Here is an 18,382-nt window from a genome sequence, read left to right on the forward strand (position 1 = left end):
CATTATATCCTCACAGTGAGAAACAGGAGTATACCGGCGCAACGGGCATGATCGACTGCGTGGTATGCGTATTTTTTGCGCTAACAGTCAAAAATTACAAACACTCACGATTTCCACCACAGAATTTTTGCGTCAGAATTACAGAACGGTTAGGATGCATCGCCGCAATTTACCCACTTCCGCCAAGAATATAATTACAGGAAGAAAGGGCTTGGCCAGAGGTTTGTGCTGATGCGCAATCGTTTGGTCGGCATAGATAAATCCGGACACCTGGGAAGGGGGCCGTATTACTGTGGACAGGATAATAGGATAGAAAATGAAAGCTGATAAAAAAGCGGTTGCAGATAAGCGTGCCGCAAGAAGACGTTGGTTAAATTCCCATGATTCCGGTTATCAAAAAGCAATGGATAACCGCCACGTGCAGATGATTGCGATCGGTGGGGCGATTGGTACGGGTCTGTTTCTTGGCGCGGGTGCCCGCCTGCAGATTGCAGGTCCCGCGCTGGCCATTGTCTATTTAGTCTGTGGTATCTTCTCCTTCTTCATATTGCGCGCGCTGGGGGAACTGGTATTGCACCGCCCCTCCAGCGGCAGTTTTGTCTCTTATGCCCGTGAGTTCCTCGGCGAAAAAGCGTCCTATGTGGCAGGCTGGATGTACTTCGTTAACTGGGCGATGACCGGTATCGTCGATATCACCGCAGTGGCGCTGTATATGCACTACTGGGGGGCTTTTGGCGATGTTCCACAGTGGATTTTCGCGTTGGGCGCGTTGGCCATTGTCGGGACCATGAACATGATCGGCGTGAAGTGGTTCGCCGAGATGGAATTCTGGTTTGCGCTGATTAAAGTGCTGGCTATTGTTATCTTCCTGATCGTGGGGGTGGTCTTCCTCGGCAGCGGTAAACCGCTGGATGGCAATACAACCGGTTTCCACCTGATTAGCGATAATGGCGGTTTCTTTCCTCATGGCCTGTTACCGGCGCTGGTACTGGTGCAGGGGGTGGTTTTCGCCTTCGCTTCTATCGAATTGGTAGGAACGGCGGCGGGTGAATGTAAAGACCCGAAAACCATGCTGCCGAAAGCGATTAACAGTGTTATCTGGCGTATTGGCCTGTTCTATGTCGGATCGGTGGTGTTGTTGGTGCTGCTGCTGCCGTGGAATGCCTATCAGGCAGGCCAGAGTCCGTTTGTGACCTTCTTCTCTAAATTGGGCGTGCCTTATGTTGGTAGCATCATGAATATCGTGGTGCTGAGCGCTGCGCTCTCCAGTCTGAACTCTGGCTTGTACTCCACCGGACGCATCCTGCGTTCCATGTCAATGGGCGGTTCCGCGCCGAAGTTCATGTCGAAAATGAGCGGTCAGCAGGTGCCTTACATGGGGATTCTGGTGACGATTGGCGTGTACATCATCGGTGTTTACCTGAATTATATCGTCCCGTCTCGCGTGTTTGAAATTGTGCTGAACGTGGCGTCGCTGGGGATTATTTCTTCATGGGGCTTTATCGTTATCTGTCAGATGCGTTTGCGGAAAGCCATTAAAGAAGGAAAAGCCGAAGACGTCAGTTTCAAACTGCCTGGCGCGCCGTTCACCTCATGGCTGACGCTGCTGTTCCTCGCCAGTGTACTGGTGCTGATGGCGCTCGATTACCCGAATGGTACCTGGACCATTGCCTCGTTACCGTTAATTGCGTTAATCCTGGTCCTCGGCTGGTTCGGTGTACGTAAGCGAGTTAACGAGGTCGCGCAGACCGAACATGCAAAGGTTGGCGACGATCTGCGTAAATAATCACTGACAGACTCATTCATAAAGCGACCCACTGGTGGTCGCTTTTTTTATCTCTGTTCATATTTCAGAAGTCGAAGCATGGGCCGTCAGTTTCCCTCTGGCGCGTTGTCATCAGCCAAACGCATATATCGCGGTAGCAGATTGAGTGGTCGGTATCACCGCGATTGCCTTGCCCGTCATCCGCTGGCGCGGTGAGCAGGCAACCGCTGTTTTAGGATAGTTTTTCTACGGCTCGGGATTTATGATGACAGGCTACCGAAAACGCGACGGAGCCTGTATGTATGCCAGCCAAAATCGAAGTGATTAAAAACCAAATCCTGTCAGACAACTGGTTTGTCCTGCGTAATTTTACCTATGAACTCACCACCAAAGAGGGGGGCATTATTCGCCACAAGCGCGAAGTTTATGATCGGGGGGATGGTGCCACCATCCTGCTGTATAACCGTGAAAAAAACAGTGTGATCCTCACTCGTCAGTTCCGCATTGCCACTTTTGTGAACGGTAACGACAGTGGCATGCTGATTGAGACCTGTGCCGGGTTGCTGGACGATGATTCACCGGAAGACTGCATCCGTAAAGAGGCGATTGAGGAAACCGGTTATCAGGTGGGGGCGGTGGAGAAACTGTTCGAGCTGTATATGTCCCCGGGCGGTGTGACCGAAGTGCTCCATTTTTTTGCCGCGGAATATAATGAATCACTGCACACCAGCGCAGGCGGCGGTGTTGATGACGAAGATATCGACGTGATGGAAATTTCTTTTCCACAGGCATGGGCGATGGTGAAGGACGGGCGTATCAACGATGGTAAAACGGTGATGCTGCTGCAACACGCGTTGATCGAAGGCTGGCTGAAGCTGGACCCGGCGCATGGTTGCTGATACATCGCAAACCATGTGTTGGCCACGGTGCCTCTGCCAGAATAGCCACTTGTGGCGAAACCTGTATTCGTCCTGCCGCCTCAACAGCGGCAAGGCGTAGAGAGGGGGGCGGCTTATTCCATAGACCGTAAAAATTCCTGCTTTCGTTATTTTATTTCAGCGTATTGAATATTATAAATACACCTGCCACGGTAATAAAAAATGTGGAAAATTCAGGTCGCTGCTGTCGATGAATATGTTCTAAATAATTCAATTCGTAGAAAAGGAACAATGAGAGAATACGGTTAAGTATCATCAGCTCAGTAATTTCAATAACTGAATGCGGTTGACAAAAAAACGGTCTGAAATCTTATGGCGATCGTCGTGGTTGCCGGATCAGACGGGAAAATAGCAGCGCCTTTTCTAGTGTGTTAATGTGTGGTCGTGGCCTGTTTTTCGCTAAAATTCTGCAGGCGAACAGTTATTACGTTATGCTTAGGGCTTCATTAGATTGTACTTACTGCTTCTTATTCCCCGGGGTTCATGTTACCAATGCGTTACTGGATGAAATACCCTTTTGCCTTGTTATCTTTTACGGCCTCGCTGCATGCTGAACCGCTACAAAAGATTTTTTCTGATTGGCAGATAAGCTGTAATAATCAGAACTATTGTGTGGCTCGCAATATTCCCGGAAATAATGGTTTGGTGATGACGGTTAGCCGCCATGCCGGGAGCGATGATCGCCCGTCGCTGCGTCTGGACTATGGTAACGCCTATACTGGCGAGTTGAGTGGTGCAGCGCTGGAGGATAACCTGTTATTGGATGGGCAACAGTTGAAGCTTGAGCTTCAGCACTGGGATGTGCAACCTCACCATCTGATGACCATCGATACACATTCCATTGACGCGTTTTTCGCTCAGGTGATGGATGCCAATCATATCCAGTTACAGTATCGTCCCACGGCCACAATCTCGTTACAGGGGCTGAAGGCAGCCCTGTCATTGATGGATGATATTCAGGGGCGGGTAAATAACATGAGCGCGTGGATCAAACGAGGTGACCGCATCGCCAGTGAGGTACCGCCTGAACCCTCTGTTCCGGATGTTATCCCGTCATCTTCTCCGACGCCGACATTGGCGTTGACGCATGATGAAATGGCCGGGCTGACTGATTTTGGTATCTGGCGGGTGAATACCAATGAGTGTCCGCTTGAGCCAGCACGGCGGAAAGTGACGGTCTGGCCGCTGAGCGATGAAAAAGCACTGTTGTTGGTGAACTGTGAGATGGGGGCGTATAACGTTATCGATCTGGCTTTTGAAGTGACACGAACCCAGCCTTACGTGGCGAAGGGGATTACCCTGAAGTTGCCGTTTGTCCCACCAGGCCGAGGTAAAAAGCAGATCGAGCTGATTAACGCCAATTATGATCCGGATAAAGAGGTGTTGCGGACTTTCAGTAAAGGCAGGGGATTAGGGGATTGCGGTGTGACAACGCGTTGGCAGTATCATGAGCACAAGTTTGAGTTGGTTGAATACGCGCAAGAGCAGACTTGTGACGCCTGGCACGGACGCGATGACTGGCCCACATTGTGGGTCAGTAATACCACAGCACAGTGGTCCTCTGGCAATGGCGAAATGTCGCCTTAAGCTGGGGGCGAGGGAGTAAACCAGGCCGGTATCGCCGGACCTGGTTTTATGCTCATCCGTGTGGCTTGAGCAACTTTTCCGCATGACTGACGATGTTTTCCACCGTGAAGCCAAATTCGTTGAACAGCTTATCTGCCGGAGCCGATTCACCGAAGGTAGTCATGCCGACGACGGCGCCGTTCAAACCGACATATTTGAACCAGTAATCGGCAATCCCGGCTTCCACCGCCACGCGTGCAGTGACCGTTGCAGGCAATACTGATTCGCGGTAAGCCACATCCTGCTTATCAAATATATCGGTAGAAGGCATGGACACCACGCGTACTTTGTGACCGTTGGCGGTCAGTTTCTCCGCCGCGCCGAGGGTTATCTCCACTTCCGAACCGGTCGCGATCAGGATCACTTCCGGCGTACCCTGAGAATCTTTCAGCACATAGGCGCCGCGAGAGATATTCTCCAACTGTATTTTGCTACGGTCAGGTTGGGCCAGATTCTGACGAGACAGGATAAGCGCGGTCGGGCCGTGGTGGCGTTCAATCGCCTGTTTCCATGCCACTGCGGTTTCTACCTGGTCACAAGGACGCCAGACGCTCATATTTGGTGTGACGCGCAGGCTGGCCAACTGTTCAACCGGCTGGTGGGTTGGGCCATCCTCACCCAAACCGATTGAGTCGTGGGTGTAAACCATAATCTGCCGGGCTTTCATCAATGCCGCCATGCGCGCCGCATTACGGGCATATTCAACAAACATCAGAAAGGTCGCGGTGTACGGGATAAAGCCACCATGAAGCGCAATCCCGTTAGCAATGGCGGTCATCCCGAATTCACGCACACCATAGTGGATATAGTTACCGGCGATGTCTTCATTCAGTGGTTTAGACCCTGACCAGAGCGTGAGGTTGCTGGGAGCCAGGTCAGCGGAGCCGCCCAGTAATTCGGGCACGTTTTTACCCCAGGCTTCCAGGGTATTTTGTGAAGCTTTACGGCTGGCGATTTTTTGTGGATTAGCCTGCAGATGCTCGATAAATTGCTGTGTTTCATGTTGCCAGTTATCCGGCAATTCCCCCGCGGTACGACGGGTAAACTCTTGGGCCAATTCCGGCCAGGCCGCTTTATAAGCCGTAAACTTCTCGTCCCACGATTTTTCGTATTTTGCACCGGCTTCTTTGGCATCCCATTGGGCATAAATATCTGGTGGGATTTCAAACGCTGGATAGTGCCAACCCAACTGCTTACGAGTCAGGGCGACTTCTTCCACGCCCAGTGCTGCGCCATGCGCTTCCTCTTTACCGGCTTTGTTTGGCGAACCAAAACCGATTATCGTTTTACAAATAATCAGTGAAGGCTTGTCGGTGACGCTTTGGGCTTCTTTAATTGCTTTGCTGACGGCGTCTGGGTTGTGGCCGTCGATATCGCGAATGACATGCCAGTGGTAGGCCTCAAAGCGTTTGGCGGTATCGTCAGTAAACCAGCCCTCTACTTCACCATCAATGGAGATACCGTTGTGGTCGTAGAAACCAATCAGTTTACCGAGCCCCAGGGTTCCGGCCAGCGAACAAACTTCGTGTGAGATACCTTCCATCAGGCAACCGTCACCCATAAACACATACGTATAGTGATCGACGATTTGATGGCCTGGGCGGTTAAATTGTTCGCCCAATGTGCGTTCGGCAATGGCCATACCGACGGCGTTTGCCAGCCCCTGCCCCAGCGGGCCGGTGGTGGTTTCAACGCCCGGAGTATAGCCAAATTCAGGATGGCCTGGCGTTTTGGAATGCCATTGACGGAAGTTCTTCAGCTCGGATATTGGCAGATTGTAACCCGTCAGGTGCAGCAGGCTGTACAGCAGCATTGAGGCGTGACCGTTAGACAGGATAAAACGGTCACGATCAATCCATGCCGGATTGGCCGGGTTATGGCGCATAAAATCTCGCCAGAGTACTTCCGCGATATCAGCCATTCCCATTGGCGCACCTGGATGGCCGGAATTGGCTTTCTGCACGGCATCCATACTGAGTACACGGATTGCATTAGCCCGCTCTTTACGTGAAGACATGTTTTTCTCCCTGCTTAGGTGGGAGGGCAGATTGCAGACTGCCCATTCAGAGTTTGGTTACAATCTGGCGGCCAGCAGCTCTTCCAGCTTTTGCTGGTCAACGGCGAACTGACGAATACCTTCAGCCAGTTTTTCGACCGCCATCGGATCCTGATTATGTTCCCAGCGGAACTCCGTTTCGGACAAGGGCGCGGGTTGGTGAAAAGCCTCGACCGGTGGGGTGAGTTTACGCTCAACCGGCGCATCGCTGGCCTGTAACGCTTCCAACAGATGAGGGGAGATAGTCAGGCGATCGCAGCCCGCCAGTGCAAGGATCTGCTCGGTTTTACGGAAACTGGCCCCCATGATGACCGTGTTGTAGCGATGTTGCTTGTAGTATTGATAGATTTTACGCACGGAGACCACGCCCGGATCCTCATCCACTCTGTAAGGGGCTTGTGGTTTGCGGCTGTTGTACCAGTCATAGATCCGGCCGACGAATGGCGAGATCAGGAATACGCCCGCTTCGGCACAGGCACGCGCCTGGGCAAAGGAAAACAACAGGGTCAAATTACAATTGATACCGTTTTTCTCCAGCTCTTCCGCCGCGCGGATGCCTTCCCAGGTGGAAGCCAGTTTGATCAGAATTCGTGAGCGGTCAATGCCGTTGTCTTCGTACATTCTGACCAGCTTTTCTGCTTTGGTCACACACATACCGCGGTCAAATGACAGGCGTGCATCCACTTCGGTAGAGACGCGGCCAGGGATGCTTTTCAGAATTTCCATACCAAGGTTGACAGCGACTTTATCACTGGCATTAATAATCTGAGTTTCTTTGCTGCCGCCTTGTTTTTTTGCGTAGTCAATCGCATTGGTAATCAGGTGTTGGTAAGAATCAAGGCCGGATGCTTTCAGGATCAGCGACGGATTGGTGGTGGCATCTTCTGGGTGGTAGTTACGGATGGATTCGATATCGCCACTGTCAGCCACCACGGTGGTGTATTGTTTCAGTGCGTCTAGCTGGTTCATCTATTGGCTCCTTGATGTGCAATTTGGCAGGTAATCTGCAAAACAATAGGGTCGTGCGGGGAGAATTTTCATGAGACAGCGTCGGAACGCCCCGACACGATAGTTTGTTCTCAGGCCAAACATTGCATCAGATGATCTTTAATAGGAATGCGGTTTCTCTGATTGTTGCAATGGGTTAGCTCAATGATGGGCTGGTACGAATAGAAAAATGCCGCATTCATCAGTCTAGCACCTTCACCAGATTTAGCACGGCGACGCTTTGCGCATCTGTTCTGCGGATTAGGTCGGGATATTATGCGAGCTTTGGTGGTCGCTGAATCCGCCGGACTCTGGCGAAAGAGGGGACTGATACCCGGAACAGGCACTGTTTTGAACGGATAATGATCCAGTGATATCATGAGTTTCCCGGCCAGCGATGACTTTATAATGATTGTCTCGTCTGGCCGGAAGATTTTTCCTGGTGTTGGCTATCCTGGCGATCTGACCCCACGAGTCAGTTTTTTTACCGCTGAAATAACGGTTGTGATTCTAACTACTGGAAATGCCTTTGTAACTTGTGCTTAAGTATGGCGGATCCTGTGCTAAAGTGCAGGTACTGTTCTAACGCTGTGCAATAAGTCATGTGAACCTGAATGTTTTCTTTCTTCAATGAAAATCAAACAGTAATAGATACGCTTCAGGCATATATACGTAGAAAATTATCTCTGTTTGGTAACCCGGAATATGCATACACTGTCGTCAGTAAGAAAAATCCTTCAGATGTGCTGATTGTTTCCAGTTATCCCGATGAGTGGATTTCACTTTACCGACTCAATAATTTTCAGTTGACCGATCCAGTCATTCTTAACGCTTTCAGACGGACTTCGCCTTTTATCTGGGACGAAAATATTACGCTGATGTCGGACCTGCGATTCACCAAGATTTTCTCTCTTTCCAGGCAGTACAACATTGTTAATGGCTTTACCTTTGTACTGCATGATCATATGAATAATCTGGCATTGCTATCGCTCATTATTAACGGTAACGAGCAGTCGGCGCTGGAGCAGAGACTGTCATCTGAGCAGGGAGCCCTGCAGATGCTGCTGATCGATTTTAATGAGCAGATGTACAAGCTGGCTGGCTCAGAAGCTGGCGGAACGCGGGATATGCATGAAAGCAATAGCAGGACTATTTTTACCTTACGTGAGAATGAGGTGCTGTACTGGGCAAGCATGGGAAAAACCTATGCTGAAATCGCGGCTATCACTGGGATTTCCGTCAGTACGGTAAAATTTCATGTTAAAAATGTTGTCGCCAAACTTGGCGTTAGCAACGCCAAGCAGGCTATCCGGCTGGGCGTTGAACTGGATCTGATCAGACCGGCAGCCTCAGCGGCCAGGTAATGGCAGACTGGGGTGGACAGGTTGTTCGGTTGATAATGCTCTGTGCCAGGTGCTGCTGATCGTGGTCTCCCGCGGGCAGACTCAAAAGATAAATCCGTTCCTTTTCACTCAGGAAGGACTCTTTGATCACCTGGATTTGCCAACCGGAACGCCGGAGGATCGTCAGCATCGCCCGGCTTACTATGGTGTAAATATTGCTGTAATCATGATGCCGGGCCCAGTTGACCATGGACAGAAACAGGATCTGACTGACAGGGTAGTGTTCGCCAAGGAGCTGTCGCGCGCGTGCTTTGTCGACAAAAAAACGGCTCGACTCGATACCCGCATCGGGAAGACTGACCGAGTTAAAACAGTGGTTGAAGGTGTGAGTTATCATATTGGGTTGGTTAAGGCGGGTGAAACGTACGCTACACACCAACTGACCCGCGCATATTCCAAGGATATAGCGCGTTCCCGGCCCATCAAATTCATCCGATTCCATGCCCTGGCTGCAAACGACTTCCCATCCCAATCGATCACTAAAGGTTTTTTTTCTCAGCTTATACAGCTCTTCTGCACGAGTCGTTTTAAGCTCTTCATAACTGACGTCAAAAAGTTCAAACATTCCATATCCTCTAAAAAAATGACCGTGGCTCTCTGGTTAAATCTTGAAGCTCGTACTGCGCACGATGGGTGATGTGCGACAGATCCGGTAGCTGGACTACTCGTTCACCTGACCGGAAATGAGCCGCCTCGGGTGGCGGTAAAACGGTATAGCATTGGCGCCAGGATAATGGTTAATAGCCAGGACAATTGCAGCAAGGCAAGATTGTCATTCTGATCGTACGGGTAGTTGACAACATCCAGGATAAGTCGCTCTCCATGACATATAATACGGTATTGCATTATGATTGTTCAGTATCGTTATATAAAACAGGATGTTGTTCAATAAAATACCCATGGTAAACGGCATATATTTTTATTGGTAGCGTGCTGGAAACCGGGCAGAAAAACGCCACAGTACTGCGTAAATGCAGGCGCAGTACTGGCCGGGGCAGCCTGAAACATGGCCTGTTCCCGGTTAACCCGGACGATATAGAGTTGTGCGATTCGCTGTGACGCGGAATGACCCGCGTTACTGAAGGATCGGCTGACACGCTTTGTGGGCAGGGCGACAGAAAGTCTTTTTCATTAACGCCTGTGTCAGCCCGATGACTTTATTGTAATGAACTGAATCGTATGATGATTTTCAGCTTAAATCCATGCTTTAACGGGCAGGAAATCGCGATATAACGCCTCTTCCGGGGAACCGGGTTCAGGCTGATAATCGTATTCCCAGCGCGCCAGTGGTGGCATGGACATCAGGATCGACTCGGTACGGCCGCCAGTCTGTAAACCAAACAACGTACCGCGATCCCACACCAGATTAAACTCAACGTAGCGCCCACGGCGATAAAGCTGGAAATGACGTTCACGCTCACCCCACGGCAGATTTTTACGCCGGGCAACCACGGGTAAATAAGCCTTAAGGAAACCTTCACCGACTGCCTGCGTAAAACGAAAGCAGTAATCAAAGTCAGGCGTGTTCAGATCGTCAAAAAACAGGCCGCCAATGCCACGTTGTTCATTGCGGTGCCTGAGAAAGAAGTAATCGTCACACCATTTTTTGTAGCGAGCGTAAACATCCTCGCCAAACGGCTGGCAGAGGTCGGCAGCGGTCTGATGCCAGTGCACGGCATCTTCGACAAAGCCGTAGTAAGGGGTCATATCAAAGCCACCGCCAAACCACCACACTGGCGTGGTTCCCGGTTTTTGCGCGATAAAAAATCGGACATTGGCATGACTGGTTGGCACGTAGGGATTTTCAGGATGGATAACCAGCGACACCCCCATGGCTTCAAAGCTGCGACCAGCCAGTTCGGGGCGGTGCGCGGTGGCTGAGGCAGGCATTTGATCGCCATGGACGTGAGAAAAATTCACTCCAGCCTGTTCAAAAACCGCGCCGTTGCGCAGTACACGACTCCGTCCGCCACCGCCGCCTTCACGCGTCCAGCTATCTTCTTCAAACCCGGCCTGGCCATCGGCCTGAGCCAGTTGCTGGCAAATTTGCTCCTGTAAATTGAGCAGAAACTGTTTAACCTGGGCGATATCGGGTGTGTTCATGGCATACCATACCTTGACGTAAAATTAACGCGCGCAGTATACGTCAAAAAGACGCAAGTGGAGCGGCGGTTATTGGCATTGAACGCATCAAAATAGCTGATTATCCCGTCAGCAATGGCGCGGGCTATTTCATTACAACGTCCTCAGATATAATTGATATGTTATATCATAACGATTCTGGCGCGAGCGAGAAGAGGGCTATTTCAATGCTTTACTTTTTATTTCAGTAAAATAATGGCCGGATGAGCCGATTTTTTTCGTTATTAATCAGCCGGAGACTTGCACCTGTGAGGGAAAGCGTGATAATCAGCAAATTATGGTTAACATCTGGGGTAACGCCATGGAAATCCGCGTATTTAACCAGGACGATTTTGAAGAAGTGATCACCCTCTGGGAACGTTGTGATTTATTGCGTCCGTGGAACGATCCTGAAATGGATATTGAACGTAAGCTCAACCATGACCCCGATCTGTTTTTGGTGGCGGTGGTGGGAGGGGAAATTGTTGGCACGCTGATGGGCGGTTATGACGGGCATCGCGGGTCGGCCTATTATCTGGGCGTACATCCTGATTATCAGGGGCGGGGCTTTGCCAATGCACTGATTAATCGGCTGGAGAAAAAGTTGATTGCACGTGGTTGTCCAAAAATCAACGTTATGGTGCGTGAAGAGAACGATGCGGTGCTGGGGTTTTATGAGAAGCTCGATTATGAGCAGCAGGACAGCATTCTGCTGGGTAAACGCCTGATTGAAGATCGTGAATACTAACGGGCTGGGTGGCATGTTTTCACCTGGTCTTTCCCGTCTGTGAACTGATGAACCTGACGTATTCCCCCGATGACTATGATGCTCGCGGCCAGTTAAAACTGCCGCTGGGCTTCTGGATAATTTTGTTACTACAGGCCCGCACTTGGGCGTTGTTTGTGATGGCTGGCGCCTCCCGGCAGCAAGGCGCGACGCTGTTGGCACTGTTTTATCCTGATCCACACGCTTTCTGGATTGGACTGGGGCTGGGCGTTCCGGCTGTGCTGGGTTTGTTGCTGACCGGTTATCGTCAGCGTTTGCCCTGGTTGTGGCAAGCGTGGCGATGGGTACTGTGCCTGGCGCTGGCGGCGATCATTGTCCAGCAGGCGATCCTGCTGTGGCAGGGGGATGAGATTGTCTCACCATGGGGGGTTTTGTTCAGCGTCTTTGATTTACTGGGGCTTGTTTATTGGGTGATGAGCCGCCGTCTGCGAGATTGTTTTAACCCGTTACTGAATGCCGGATAAAACTTTTTCATAGAACCGGACTCCAACTCGTTCGATATCCTTTGCAGATTGTAGATGAGTTGGCTGCAACTTGAATGATTTGGGATATAAAAATTTGCTCATAATGACAGGAGTTGCAATGAAAACTGTTCGCCCATTAGCGATAGTCGCCGCTTTACTGCTGGCAAGCTGCGCCAGTTCCGGCTCCAGCTCATCTTCGGGATCGGATAATGGGGCTACCTGGTGGAATCCACTGACTTATTCCTGGTCCAGTCTGGCGCCATGGCACTGGTTTGGTTCTTCTCTGCATGTGACTGAGCAAGGCGTCGGGAAGGTGAATGGCAGTACGGCAATGAACGAAGGTGCCATCCGTGATGGGCTGAACGGCAATTATCAGGTGCGAAAAGGGATGCGTGGCGAAGATGGCGGCGTGGTTACCTTTTTCCAGGCGGTCAGTGATAATCAGGTCAACGTTGAAGTGACCGGCGCTGCGACGGTCAGCCAAATTGAGGTCATGGACAGCGCGATCGCCACCGCTGATGGTAAAAAAATCGGCACGCCTTTCAGCGATATTTACAGTAAGGCGTTTGGTGTCTGTCAGAAAGGCTCGGGGCGCGATCGCGAAGGTGTGGAGTGTAAAGCGCCGGGCAGCCAGCATATTAGCTATCTGTTCAGCGGTGAATGGCATGGCCCGGATAGCCTGTTGCCAGCAGATGAAACGCTGAAAAAATGGACCATCAGTAAAATTATCTGGCGTAAGTGATTTTACTCCCCGGGTCGTTTGCCAATGGCCCGACCAGAACAAGCTTTGTTATCCAAATTTTGGGTTATTGGAGCCACTATCCAACATGACATCGGGTATGATGTGCGATGATTCTCATCAGCAATACAATAAAAGTACACTCAGGAGATGACTAAATGTCTCAGTGTCAGAGCGGAATTTTATTAGAACACCGGCGTTTCGCCATTTATCTTGAGGCCATGGTGGTGGGGGATATTGCCGCCCTGCGGCGCAGTACTCATGTGTTTCTTCAGCAACTGGCTCAATTACAGCAAAAGTTTCCCGATGCCGGATTGGGGGCTGTGGTGGCTTTCGGTAGCGCACTATGGCGAGATCTTAACCCTGACCGCTGTATCACAGAATTAAAAGATTTTCAGCCGATGGGCAAAGGCATGGCGCCCGCCACCCAGCGCGATATGTTGATCCATATTCAGTCGCTGCGTCATGACGTCAATTTTAGTCTGGCTCAGGCGGCTCTCAGTGTGTTTGGCGAGGTTATCCGCATTGAAGAAGAAACCCACGGTTTCCGCTGGGTGGAAGATCGCGATCTCAGCGGTTTCGTCGATGGCACTGAAAACCCGCAGGGTGAACAGCGTGCCGCTGTGGCGATTATCGCGGCAGGGGAGAATGCCGGCGGAAGCTATGTCTTCAGTCAGCGCTGGGAACATAACCTGAAACTGTTTAATCGCCTGGCGATAAACAAACAGGAGCAGATTATTGGTCGCTCCAAAGAGCGCAACGAAGAGCTGGAAAGATCGGCCCGGCCGGTTACCTCGCATATCAGCCGGGTTGATTTGCAAGAGAATGGCAAGGGGCTGAAGATCCTGCGTCAAAGCCTGCCTTATGGCACGGCCAGCGGCACCCATGGCTTGTTTTTCCTCGCCTACTGCGCGACGTTGCACAACATTGAGCAGCAACTGCGCAGCATGTTTGGTGAAACGGATGGTCAGTTCGATGCCATGCTGCGTTTCACCAAACCGGTCAGCGGCAGCTATTTCTACGCACCGTCTCTGGCACAGTTGGCCGCGCTGTAATCATTCATCATCGCAGGGCGGGGCAATCCCGTCCTGCGGTTTCTTGATCGTATCCGCTCCCTCCGTTTCGCAACCGGTAAAAAAACGGTGTATTCACCGTATCCAGCCGACTTTGTAGAAACATCGTACCGACGAAAGCCGCCGGAAGACCAAAAATATCCGTATAGAAAAACATCAAATAGAGCATCACATTATCAAAGACGATATGGCTGGCTGTATCGCCCAGACCATAGCCAATTTTCTCTTTAATACTGAGTTGTTGATGGCTCATATCCAGAGACTCCCGGCTTATTGCCGATATTAAGATTTAAGGGAGCCTCAGGTTTTAAGGGATATCTGCGGGTTAAACTATTATGTAATTACATAATTAAATTACGTTTATTAGCTTTTGTGATTCTGATTACTGCTTCTGCCCGTGGATCCGGCCGGGCGGCATGTTTTTGCAACATTATTTCCCACCCTCTGCATAAGCAATTCCATTCGCTTATAGCTTTTTAAACTTCCAAATCACCAAACGGTATATAAAACTGTTACTGCTTTTAGTGGGGTTATAAATAAACTGACTGTTCTTCAGGCCGTGAGCCGGGCTGTTTTTCAGGGTGCTAAATGACGTTACCGATAATGAAAAAGTTTCTCAGTGGAGCGGTTTTCACCATGCTGCTGGCGGGTTCTGCCCAGGCCACCGAGCTGCTGAACAGCTCTTATGACGTCTCTCGCGAGCTGTTTGTCGCGCTTAACACCCCCTTTGAGCAGCAATGGGCCCGTCAGCATCCCGGCGATAAGTTGACCATCAGGCAGTCGCATGCCGGTTCTTCTAAACAGGCGCTGGCTATTTTGCAGGGACTGAAAGCGGATGTGGTGACCTACAACCAGGTGACTGATGTGCAGATTCTGCATGACCGGGGCAACTTAATCCCGGCAGACTGGCAGCAACGTTTGCCGAACAACAGTTCACCGTTCTACTCCACCATGGCTTTCCTGGTACGCAAAGGGAACCCAAAGCATATCTACAACTGGGACGACCTGGTCAGAAGCGACGTGAAACTGGTGTTTCCGAATCCAAAAACCTCTGGTAACGGTCGTTATACCTGGCTGGCGGCCTGGGGGGCGGCAGACAAGGCCAATGGTAAAGACAGGGCTAAAACTGAACAGTTTATGACCCGCTTACTGAACAATGTTGAGGTGTTCGATACCGGTGGCCGTGGTGCCACCACAACGTTTGTTGAGCGCGGGCAGGGTGATGTGTTGATCAGTTTTGAATCGGAAGTGAATAACATTCGCCATCAGTACGCCAAAGATGGCTATGAGATAATCGTGCCGAAAACCAATATTCTTGCCGAGTTTCCGGTGGCGTGGATCGATAAAAATATCGCCGCCAACCATACTGAGCGCGCGGCCAAAGCTTACCTGAACTATCTTTACAGTCCGCAGGCGCAGAAGATCATCACGCAGTATTACTATCGCGTGAACAATCCTGAGTTAATGGCGCAACAAAAGGATCGTTTTCCATCGGTCGACCTTTTCCAGGTGAGCGATGTTTTCGGCAGTTGGGATCAGGTGATGAAAACGCAGTTTGCCAGCGGTGGCGAACTGGATAAGTTGTTAGCAGCGGGGCACCAGTGATGTTTGCCACCAAGAGTAAGCGTGTTCTGCCTGGCTTTGGTATCAGCCTGGGTAGCAGTCTTTTTTTCACCTGCCTGATCCTGTTATTGCCGATCAGTGCGTTATTGATGCAATTGTCGCATATGACGCTGGCTCAGTACTGGGAAGTGGTGACGAATCCGCAGATGGTGGCGGCCTATAAAGTCACGCTGCTGTCGGCGGGCGTAGCGGCTATTTTCAATGCATTTTTCGGTATGCTGATGGCCTGGATCCTCACGCGTTATCGTTTTCCCGGTCGCACCTTGTTGGATGGCCTGATGGATCTGCCTTTTGCGCTGCCAACCGCCGTAGCCGGTCTGACGTTGGCTGGGCTGTTTTCTGTTAATGGCTGGTATGGCCAATGGCTGGCGCAGTTCGATATCAAAGTTTCTTACACCTGGCTGGGTATCACGGTAGCGATGGCCTTCACCAGCATTCCCTTTGTGGTGCGCACCGTGCAACCCGTGTTGGAAGAACTGGGGCCTGAATATGAAGAAGCGGCGGAAACCCTTGGGGCCAGTCCATTTCAGAGTTTCCGCCGTGTCGTGTTGCCGGAAGTGGCGCCAGCCTTGCTGGCCGGAACCGCGCTGTCCTTTACCCGCAGTATTGGCGAGTTTGGCGCGGTTATTTTCATTGCCGGTAACATCGCCTGGAAAACCGAAGTGACGTCACTGATGATTTTTGTGCGCTTGCAAGAGTTCGATTATCCGGCGGCCAGCGCGATTGCTTCGGTGATTCTGGCCGCTTCGCTGATATTGCTGTTTGTGATTAATACGTTACAAAGCCGTTTTGGTCGCCGTCTGGGAGGTCATTAATGACGGATATAACCGAACTGAAAAGTACCGCGCGCAGCCCTGCTAACTGGAGTAAATGGATCCTGATTGCTGTGGGTATGCTGGTCTCTTTTGGCCTGTTGGTGGTGCCGTTAATTGCTATTTTCGCCAGTGCTTTTTCTGACGGCGTCACAGCAATGTTCAGCAATCTGAAAGACGGTGACATGTTGCACTCAATTGGGTTGACGGTACTGATGGCGCTGATTACCGTGCCAGCCAATCTGGTGTTTGGTACGTTACTGGCCTGGCTGGTGACACGCTTTACTTTCCCCGGGCGCCAACTATTGCTGACGCTGTTTGATATTCCTTTTGCCGTGTCGCCAGTGGTGGCAGGGCTGATGTATTTGCTGTTCTGGGGCGTGAACGGCCCTGCCGGCGGCTGGCTGGATGCCCATAATATTCAGTTGATGTTTTCCTGGCCGGGAATGGCGATGGTGACTATTTTTGTCACCTGTCCTTTTGTGGTCCGTGAACTGGTGCCAGTGATGCTCAGTCAGGGCAGCAATGAAGATGAAGCAGCGGTGTTGTTGGGCGCATCCGGCTGGAAGATGTTCTGGCGCGTGACGTTGCCGAATATTCGCTGGGCGCTGCTGTATGGGATGGTACTGACCAATGCCCGTGCAATTGGTGAATTTGGTGCGGTCTCGGTGGTATCGGGATCGATACGTGGCGAGACGTACACGCTGCCATTACAAGTTGAATTGTTGCATCAGGATTACAATATCGTCGGTGCTTTCACTGCGGCGGGCCTGCTGACCTTGATGGCAATAGCGACGCTATTTCTGAAAAGCGCGCTGCAATGGCGTTTAGCACGTCAGAACGCACGTTTGCAACAGGAAGGGGAATCATGAGTATTGAAATCGCTAAAATTAACAAATCGTTTGGTCGCACGAAGGTACTGAACGATATTTCACTGGCAATCCCTTCTGGTCAGATGGTGGCGCTGCTGGGACCGTCCGGTTCCGGGAAAACCACCCTGTTGCGTATTATCGCTGGCCTGGAAAGCCAGAGTAGTGGACGACTCAGTTTTCACGGTAATGACGTGACGCAACTGCATGCCCGTGATCGCCACGTTGGCTTTGTTTTTCAGCATTACGCGTTGTTTCGCCACATGACAGTGTTCGACAATATCGCGTTTGGTTTGACGGTGTTACCACGTCGTGAGCGTCCTTCCACTACGGTTATCAAAGAAAAAGTCACGCGCTTGCTGGAGATGGTGCAGCTCGGCCATTTAGCGGGGCGTTTCCCGGCACAACTGTCTGGCGGACAGAAGCAGCGTGTGGCGCTGGCTCGCGCCCTGGCGGTTGAACCACAAATCTTATTACTTGATGAACCCTTCGGCGCGTTGGATGCTCAGGTGCGTAAAGAATTACGCCGCTGGCTGCGTCAGTTGCATGAAGAGTTGCAGTTTACCAGCGTATTTGTCACCCATGATCAGGAAGAGGCGATGGAAGTGGCTGATCGGGTCGTGGTGATGAGCCAGGGTCATATTGAACAGATCGGCACACCGGATGATGTGTGGCGTGAACCTGCGACCCGTTTTGTTCTGGAGTTTCTGGGGGAGGTCAACCGCTTCGATGGTGAAGTACATGGTTCGCAGTTCCACGTTGGCGCCCACCACTGGCCGCTGAACTATACGCCAGCGTATCAGGGGGCGGTTGAGTTGTTTCTGCGTCCCTGGGAAATCGATATCAGTCGCCAGAGTAGCCTGGAAACGCCATTACCGGTGCAGGTACTTGAAGTCAGTCCGCGTGGACACTATTGGCAGATGGTGGTGCAACCTGTTGGCTGGGGCCATGAACCGGTCACGTTGGTGATGGACAGTGGCCAGACGGCACCGATACGCGGTGAGCGTCTGTTTGTCGGATTACAGCAGGCACGGTTGTACAAAGGTGAAACCTCGCTGCGACAGGTTGCCTTTGCCCAAAGTGCCTGATATTTTCTAGCGGGACAGGGTCAGGCTTGCC

17 protein-coding genes and 1 pseudogene are annotated in these 18,382 nt (G+C 51.2%); 12 read left to right on the plus strand and 6 right to left on the minus strand.

Going from position 1 to position 18,382, the window contains the following annotated elements; genetic code table 11:
- The first annotated feature begins 316 nt into the window (after positions 1–316).
- The 3 genes from ansP (at position 317) to EH228_RS12790 (ending at position 4,290) form a co-directional block, all read left to right on the plus strand.
- On the plus strand, positions 317–1,786 hold the full coding sequence (ansP, locus tag EH228_RS12780; RefSeq protein ID WP_152322041.1) for an L-asparagine permease: 1,470 nt from the start codon (positions 317–319) through the stop codon (positions 1,784–1,786).
- A gap of 281 nt (positions 1,787–2,067) precedes the next feature.
- Complete coding sequence (gene nudK / locus EH228_RS12785) at positions 2,068–2,664, plus strand: GDP-mannose pyrophosphatase NudK (RefSeq protein ID WP_152322042.1); 597 nt, start codon at positions 2,068–2,070, stop codon at positions 2,662–2,664.
- Positions 2,665–3,195: 531 nt separating this feature from the next.
- On the plus strand, positions 3,196–4,290 hold the full coding sequence (locus EH228_RS12790; protein ID WP_152322043.1) for a DUF1176 domain-containing protein: 1,095 nt from the start codon (positions 3,196–3,198) through the stop codon (positions 4,288–4,290).
- 52 nt (positions 4,291–4,342) lie between these two features.
- On the opposite strand, the gene tkt is transcribed toward EH228_RS12790, so the two are convergent.
- Together tkt and tal are read right to left on the minus strand one after the other, a co-directional pair.
- On the minus strand, positions 4,343–6,346 hold the full coding sequence (gene tkt, locus EH228_RS12795) for a transketolase (RefSeq protein ID WP_152322044.1): 2,004 nt from the start codon (positions 6,344–6,346) through the stop codon (positions 4,343–4,345).
- 57 nt (positions 6,347–6,403) lie between these two features.
- Positions 6,404–7,354 (minus strand): transaldolase, encoded by a 951-nt coding sequence (gene tal / locus EH228_RS12800; RefSeq protein WP_152322045.1) that lies wholly within the window; start codon positions 7,352–7,354, stop codon positions 6,404–6,406.
- Between the two features lie 632 nt (positions 7,355–7,986).
- Here tal and EH228_RS12805 point away from each other — a divergent pair.
- Complete coding sequence (locus EH228_RS12805; protein ID WP_152322046.1) at positions 7,987–8,736, plus strand: helix-turn-helix transcriptional regulator; 750 nt, start codon at positions 7,987–7,989, stop codon at positions 8,734–8,736.
- Here the strand turns inward: EH228_RS12805 and EH228_RS12810 are convergent.
- From EH228_RS12810 to hemF, 3 genes are all read right to left on the minus strand, one after another.
- Positions 8,708–9,340 carry an acyl-homoserine-lactone synthase gene (locus EH228_RS12810; RefSeq protein WP_152322047.1) on the minus strand — a complete coding sequence of 211 codons (633 nt, stop codon included), beginning with the start codon at positions 9,338–9,340 and terminating at the stop codon, positions 8,708–8,710. The two genes, EH228_RS12805 and EH228_RS12810, sit on opposite strands and share 29 nt — an antisense overlap.
- A 104-nt stretch (positions 9,341–9,444) precedes the next feature.
- A complete protein-coding gene (locus tag EH228_RS20225) occupies positions 9,445–9,621 on the minus strand; it encodes a hypothetical protein (protein WP_193323340.1) in 177 nt (58 codons plus the stop codon).
- A 348-nt stretch (positions 9,622–9,969) separates the two neighbouring features.
- Complete coding sequence (hemF, locus tag EH228_RS12815; RefSeq protein ID WP_152322048.1) at positions 9,970–10,878, minus strand: oxygen-dependent coproporphyrinogen oxidase; 909 nt, start codon at positions 10,876–10,878, stop codon at positions 9,970–9,972.
- Between the two features lie 340 nt (positions 10,879–11,218).
- Between hemF and EH228_RS12820 the strand changes: the two genes are divergently transcribed.
- From EH228_RS12820 to EH228_RS12835, 4 genes are all read left to right on the plus strand, one after another.
- Positions 11,219–11,644: a GNAT family acetyltransferase gene (locus EH228_RS12820; RefSeq protein WP_152322069.1), complete on the plus strand. Its 426-nt coding sequence runs from the start codon at positions 11,219–11,221 to the stop codon at positions 11,642–11,644.
- 47 nt (positions 11,645–11,691) lie between these two features.
- Positions 11,692–12,147 carry a DUF2919 domain-containing protein gene (locus EH228_RS12825; RefSeq protein ID WP_152322049.1) on the plus strand — a complete coding sequence of 152 codons (456 nt, stop codon included), beginning with the start codon at positions 11,692–11,694 and terminating at the stop codon, positions 12,145–12,147.
- Positions 12,148–12,265: 118 nt separating this feature from the next.
- On the plus strand, positions 12,266–12,889 hold the full coding sequence (locus EH228_RS12830) for an RpoE-regulated lipoprotein (RefSeq protein WP_152322050.1): 624 nt from the start codon (positions 12,266–12,268) through the stop codon (positions 12,887–12,889).
- 155 nt (positions 12,890–13,044) lie between these two features.
- Positions 13,045–13,941, plus strand: coding sequence for a Dyp-type peroxidase (locus EH228_RS12835; protein WP_152322051.1), 897 nt, complete (start codon positions 13,045–13,047; stop codon positions 13,939–13,941).
- Between the two features lie 85 nt (positions 13,942–14,026).
- Here the strand turns inward: EH228_RS12835 and EH228_RS12840 are convergent.
- A pseudogene (locus EH228_RS12840) lies at positions 14,027–14,212 on the minus strand (glycoside-pentoside-hexuronide family transporter); the annotation flags it as partial.
- Between the two features lie 335 nt (positions 14,213–14,547).
- Here EH228_RS12840 and EH228_RS12845 point away from each other — a divergent pair.
- Genes EH228_RS12845 through cysA form a run of 4 tightly spaced genes read left to right on the plus strand, consistent with a single transcriptional unit; the run spans position 14,548 to position 18,351 of the window.
- A complete protein-coding gene (locus EH228_RS12845; RefSeq protein WP_152322053.1) occupies positions 14,548–15,564 on the plus strand; it encodes a sulfate ABC transporter substrate-binding protein in 1,017 nt (338 codons plus the stop codon).
- Positions 15,564–16,397 (plus strand): sulfate/thiosulfate ABC transporter permease CysT, encoded by an 834-nt coding sequence (gene cysT / locus EH228_RS12850; protein ID WP_152322054.1) that lies wholly within the window; start codon positions 15,564–15,566, stop codon positions 16,395–16,397. Before EH228_RS12845 ends, cysT begins: the two co-directional genes overlap by 1 nt.
- Positions 16,397–17,266, plus strand: coding sequence for a sulfate/thiosulfate ABC transporter permease CysW (cysW, locus tag EH228_RS12855; RefSeq protein WP_152322055.1), 870 nt, complete (start codon positions 16,397–16,399; stop codon positions 17,264–17,266). The genes cysT and cysW overlap by 1 nt, the downstream gene beginning before the upstream one ends.
- On the plus strand, positions 17,263–18,351 hold the full coding sequence (gene cysA / locus EH228_RS12860) for a sulfate/thiosulfate ABC transporter ATP-binding protein CysA (protein ID WP_152322056.1): 1,089 nt from the start codon (positions 17,263–17,265) through the stop codon (positions 18,349–18,351). The genes cysW and cysA overlap by 4 nt, the downstream gene beginning before the upstream one ends.
- Positions 18,352–18,382: the final 31 nt, after the last annotated feature.

The organism is Erwinia endophytica, assembly GCF_009295515.1.
In the GTDB taxonomy this organism is placed as follows: domain Bacteria; phylum Pseudomonadota; class Gammaproteobacteria; order Enterobacterales; family Enterobacteriaceae; genus Erwinia; species Erwinia endophytica.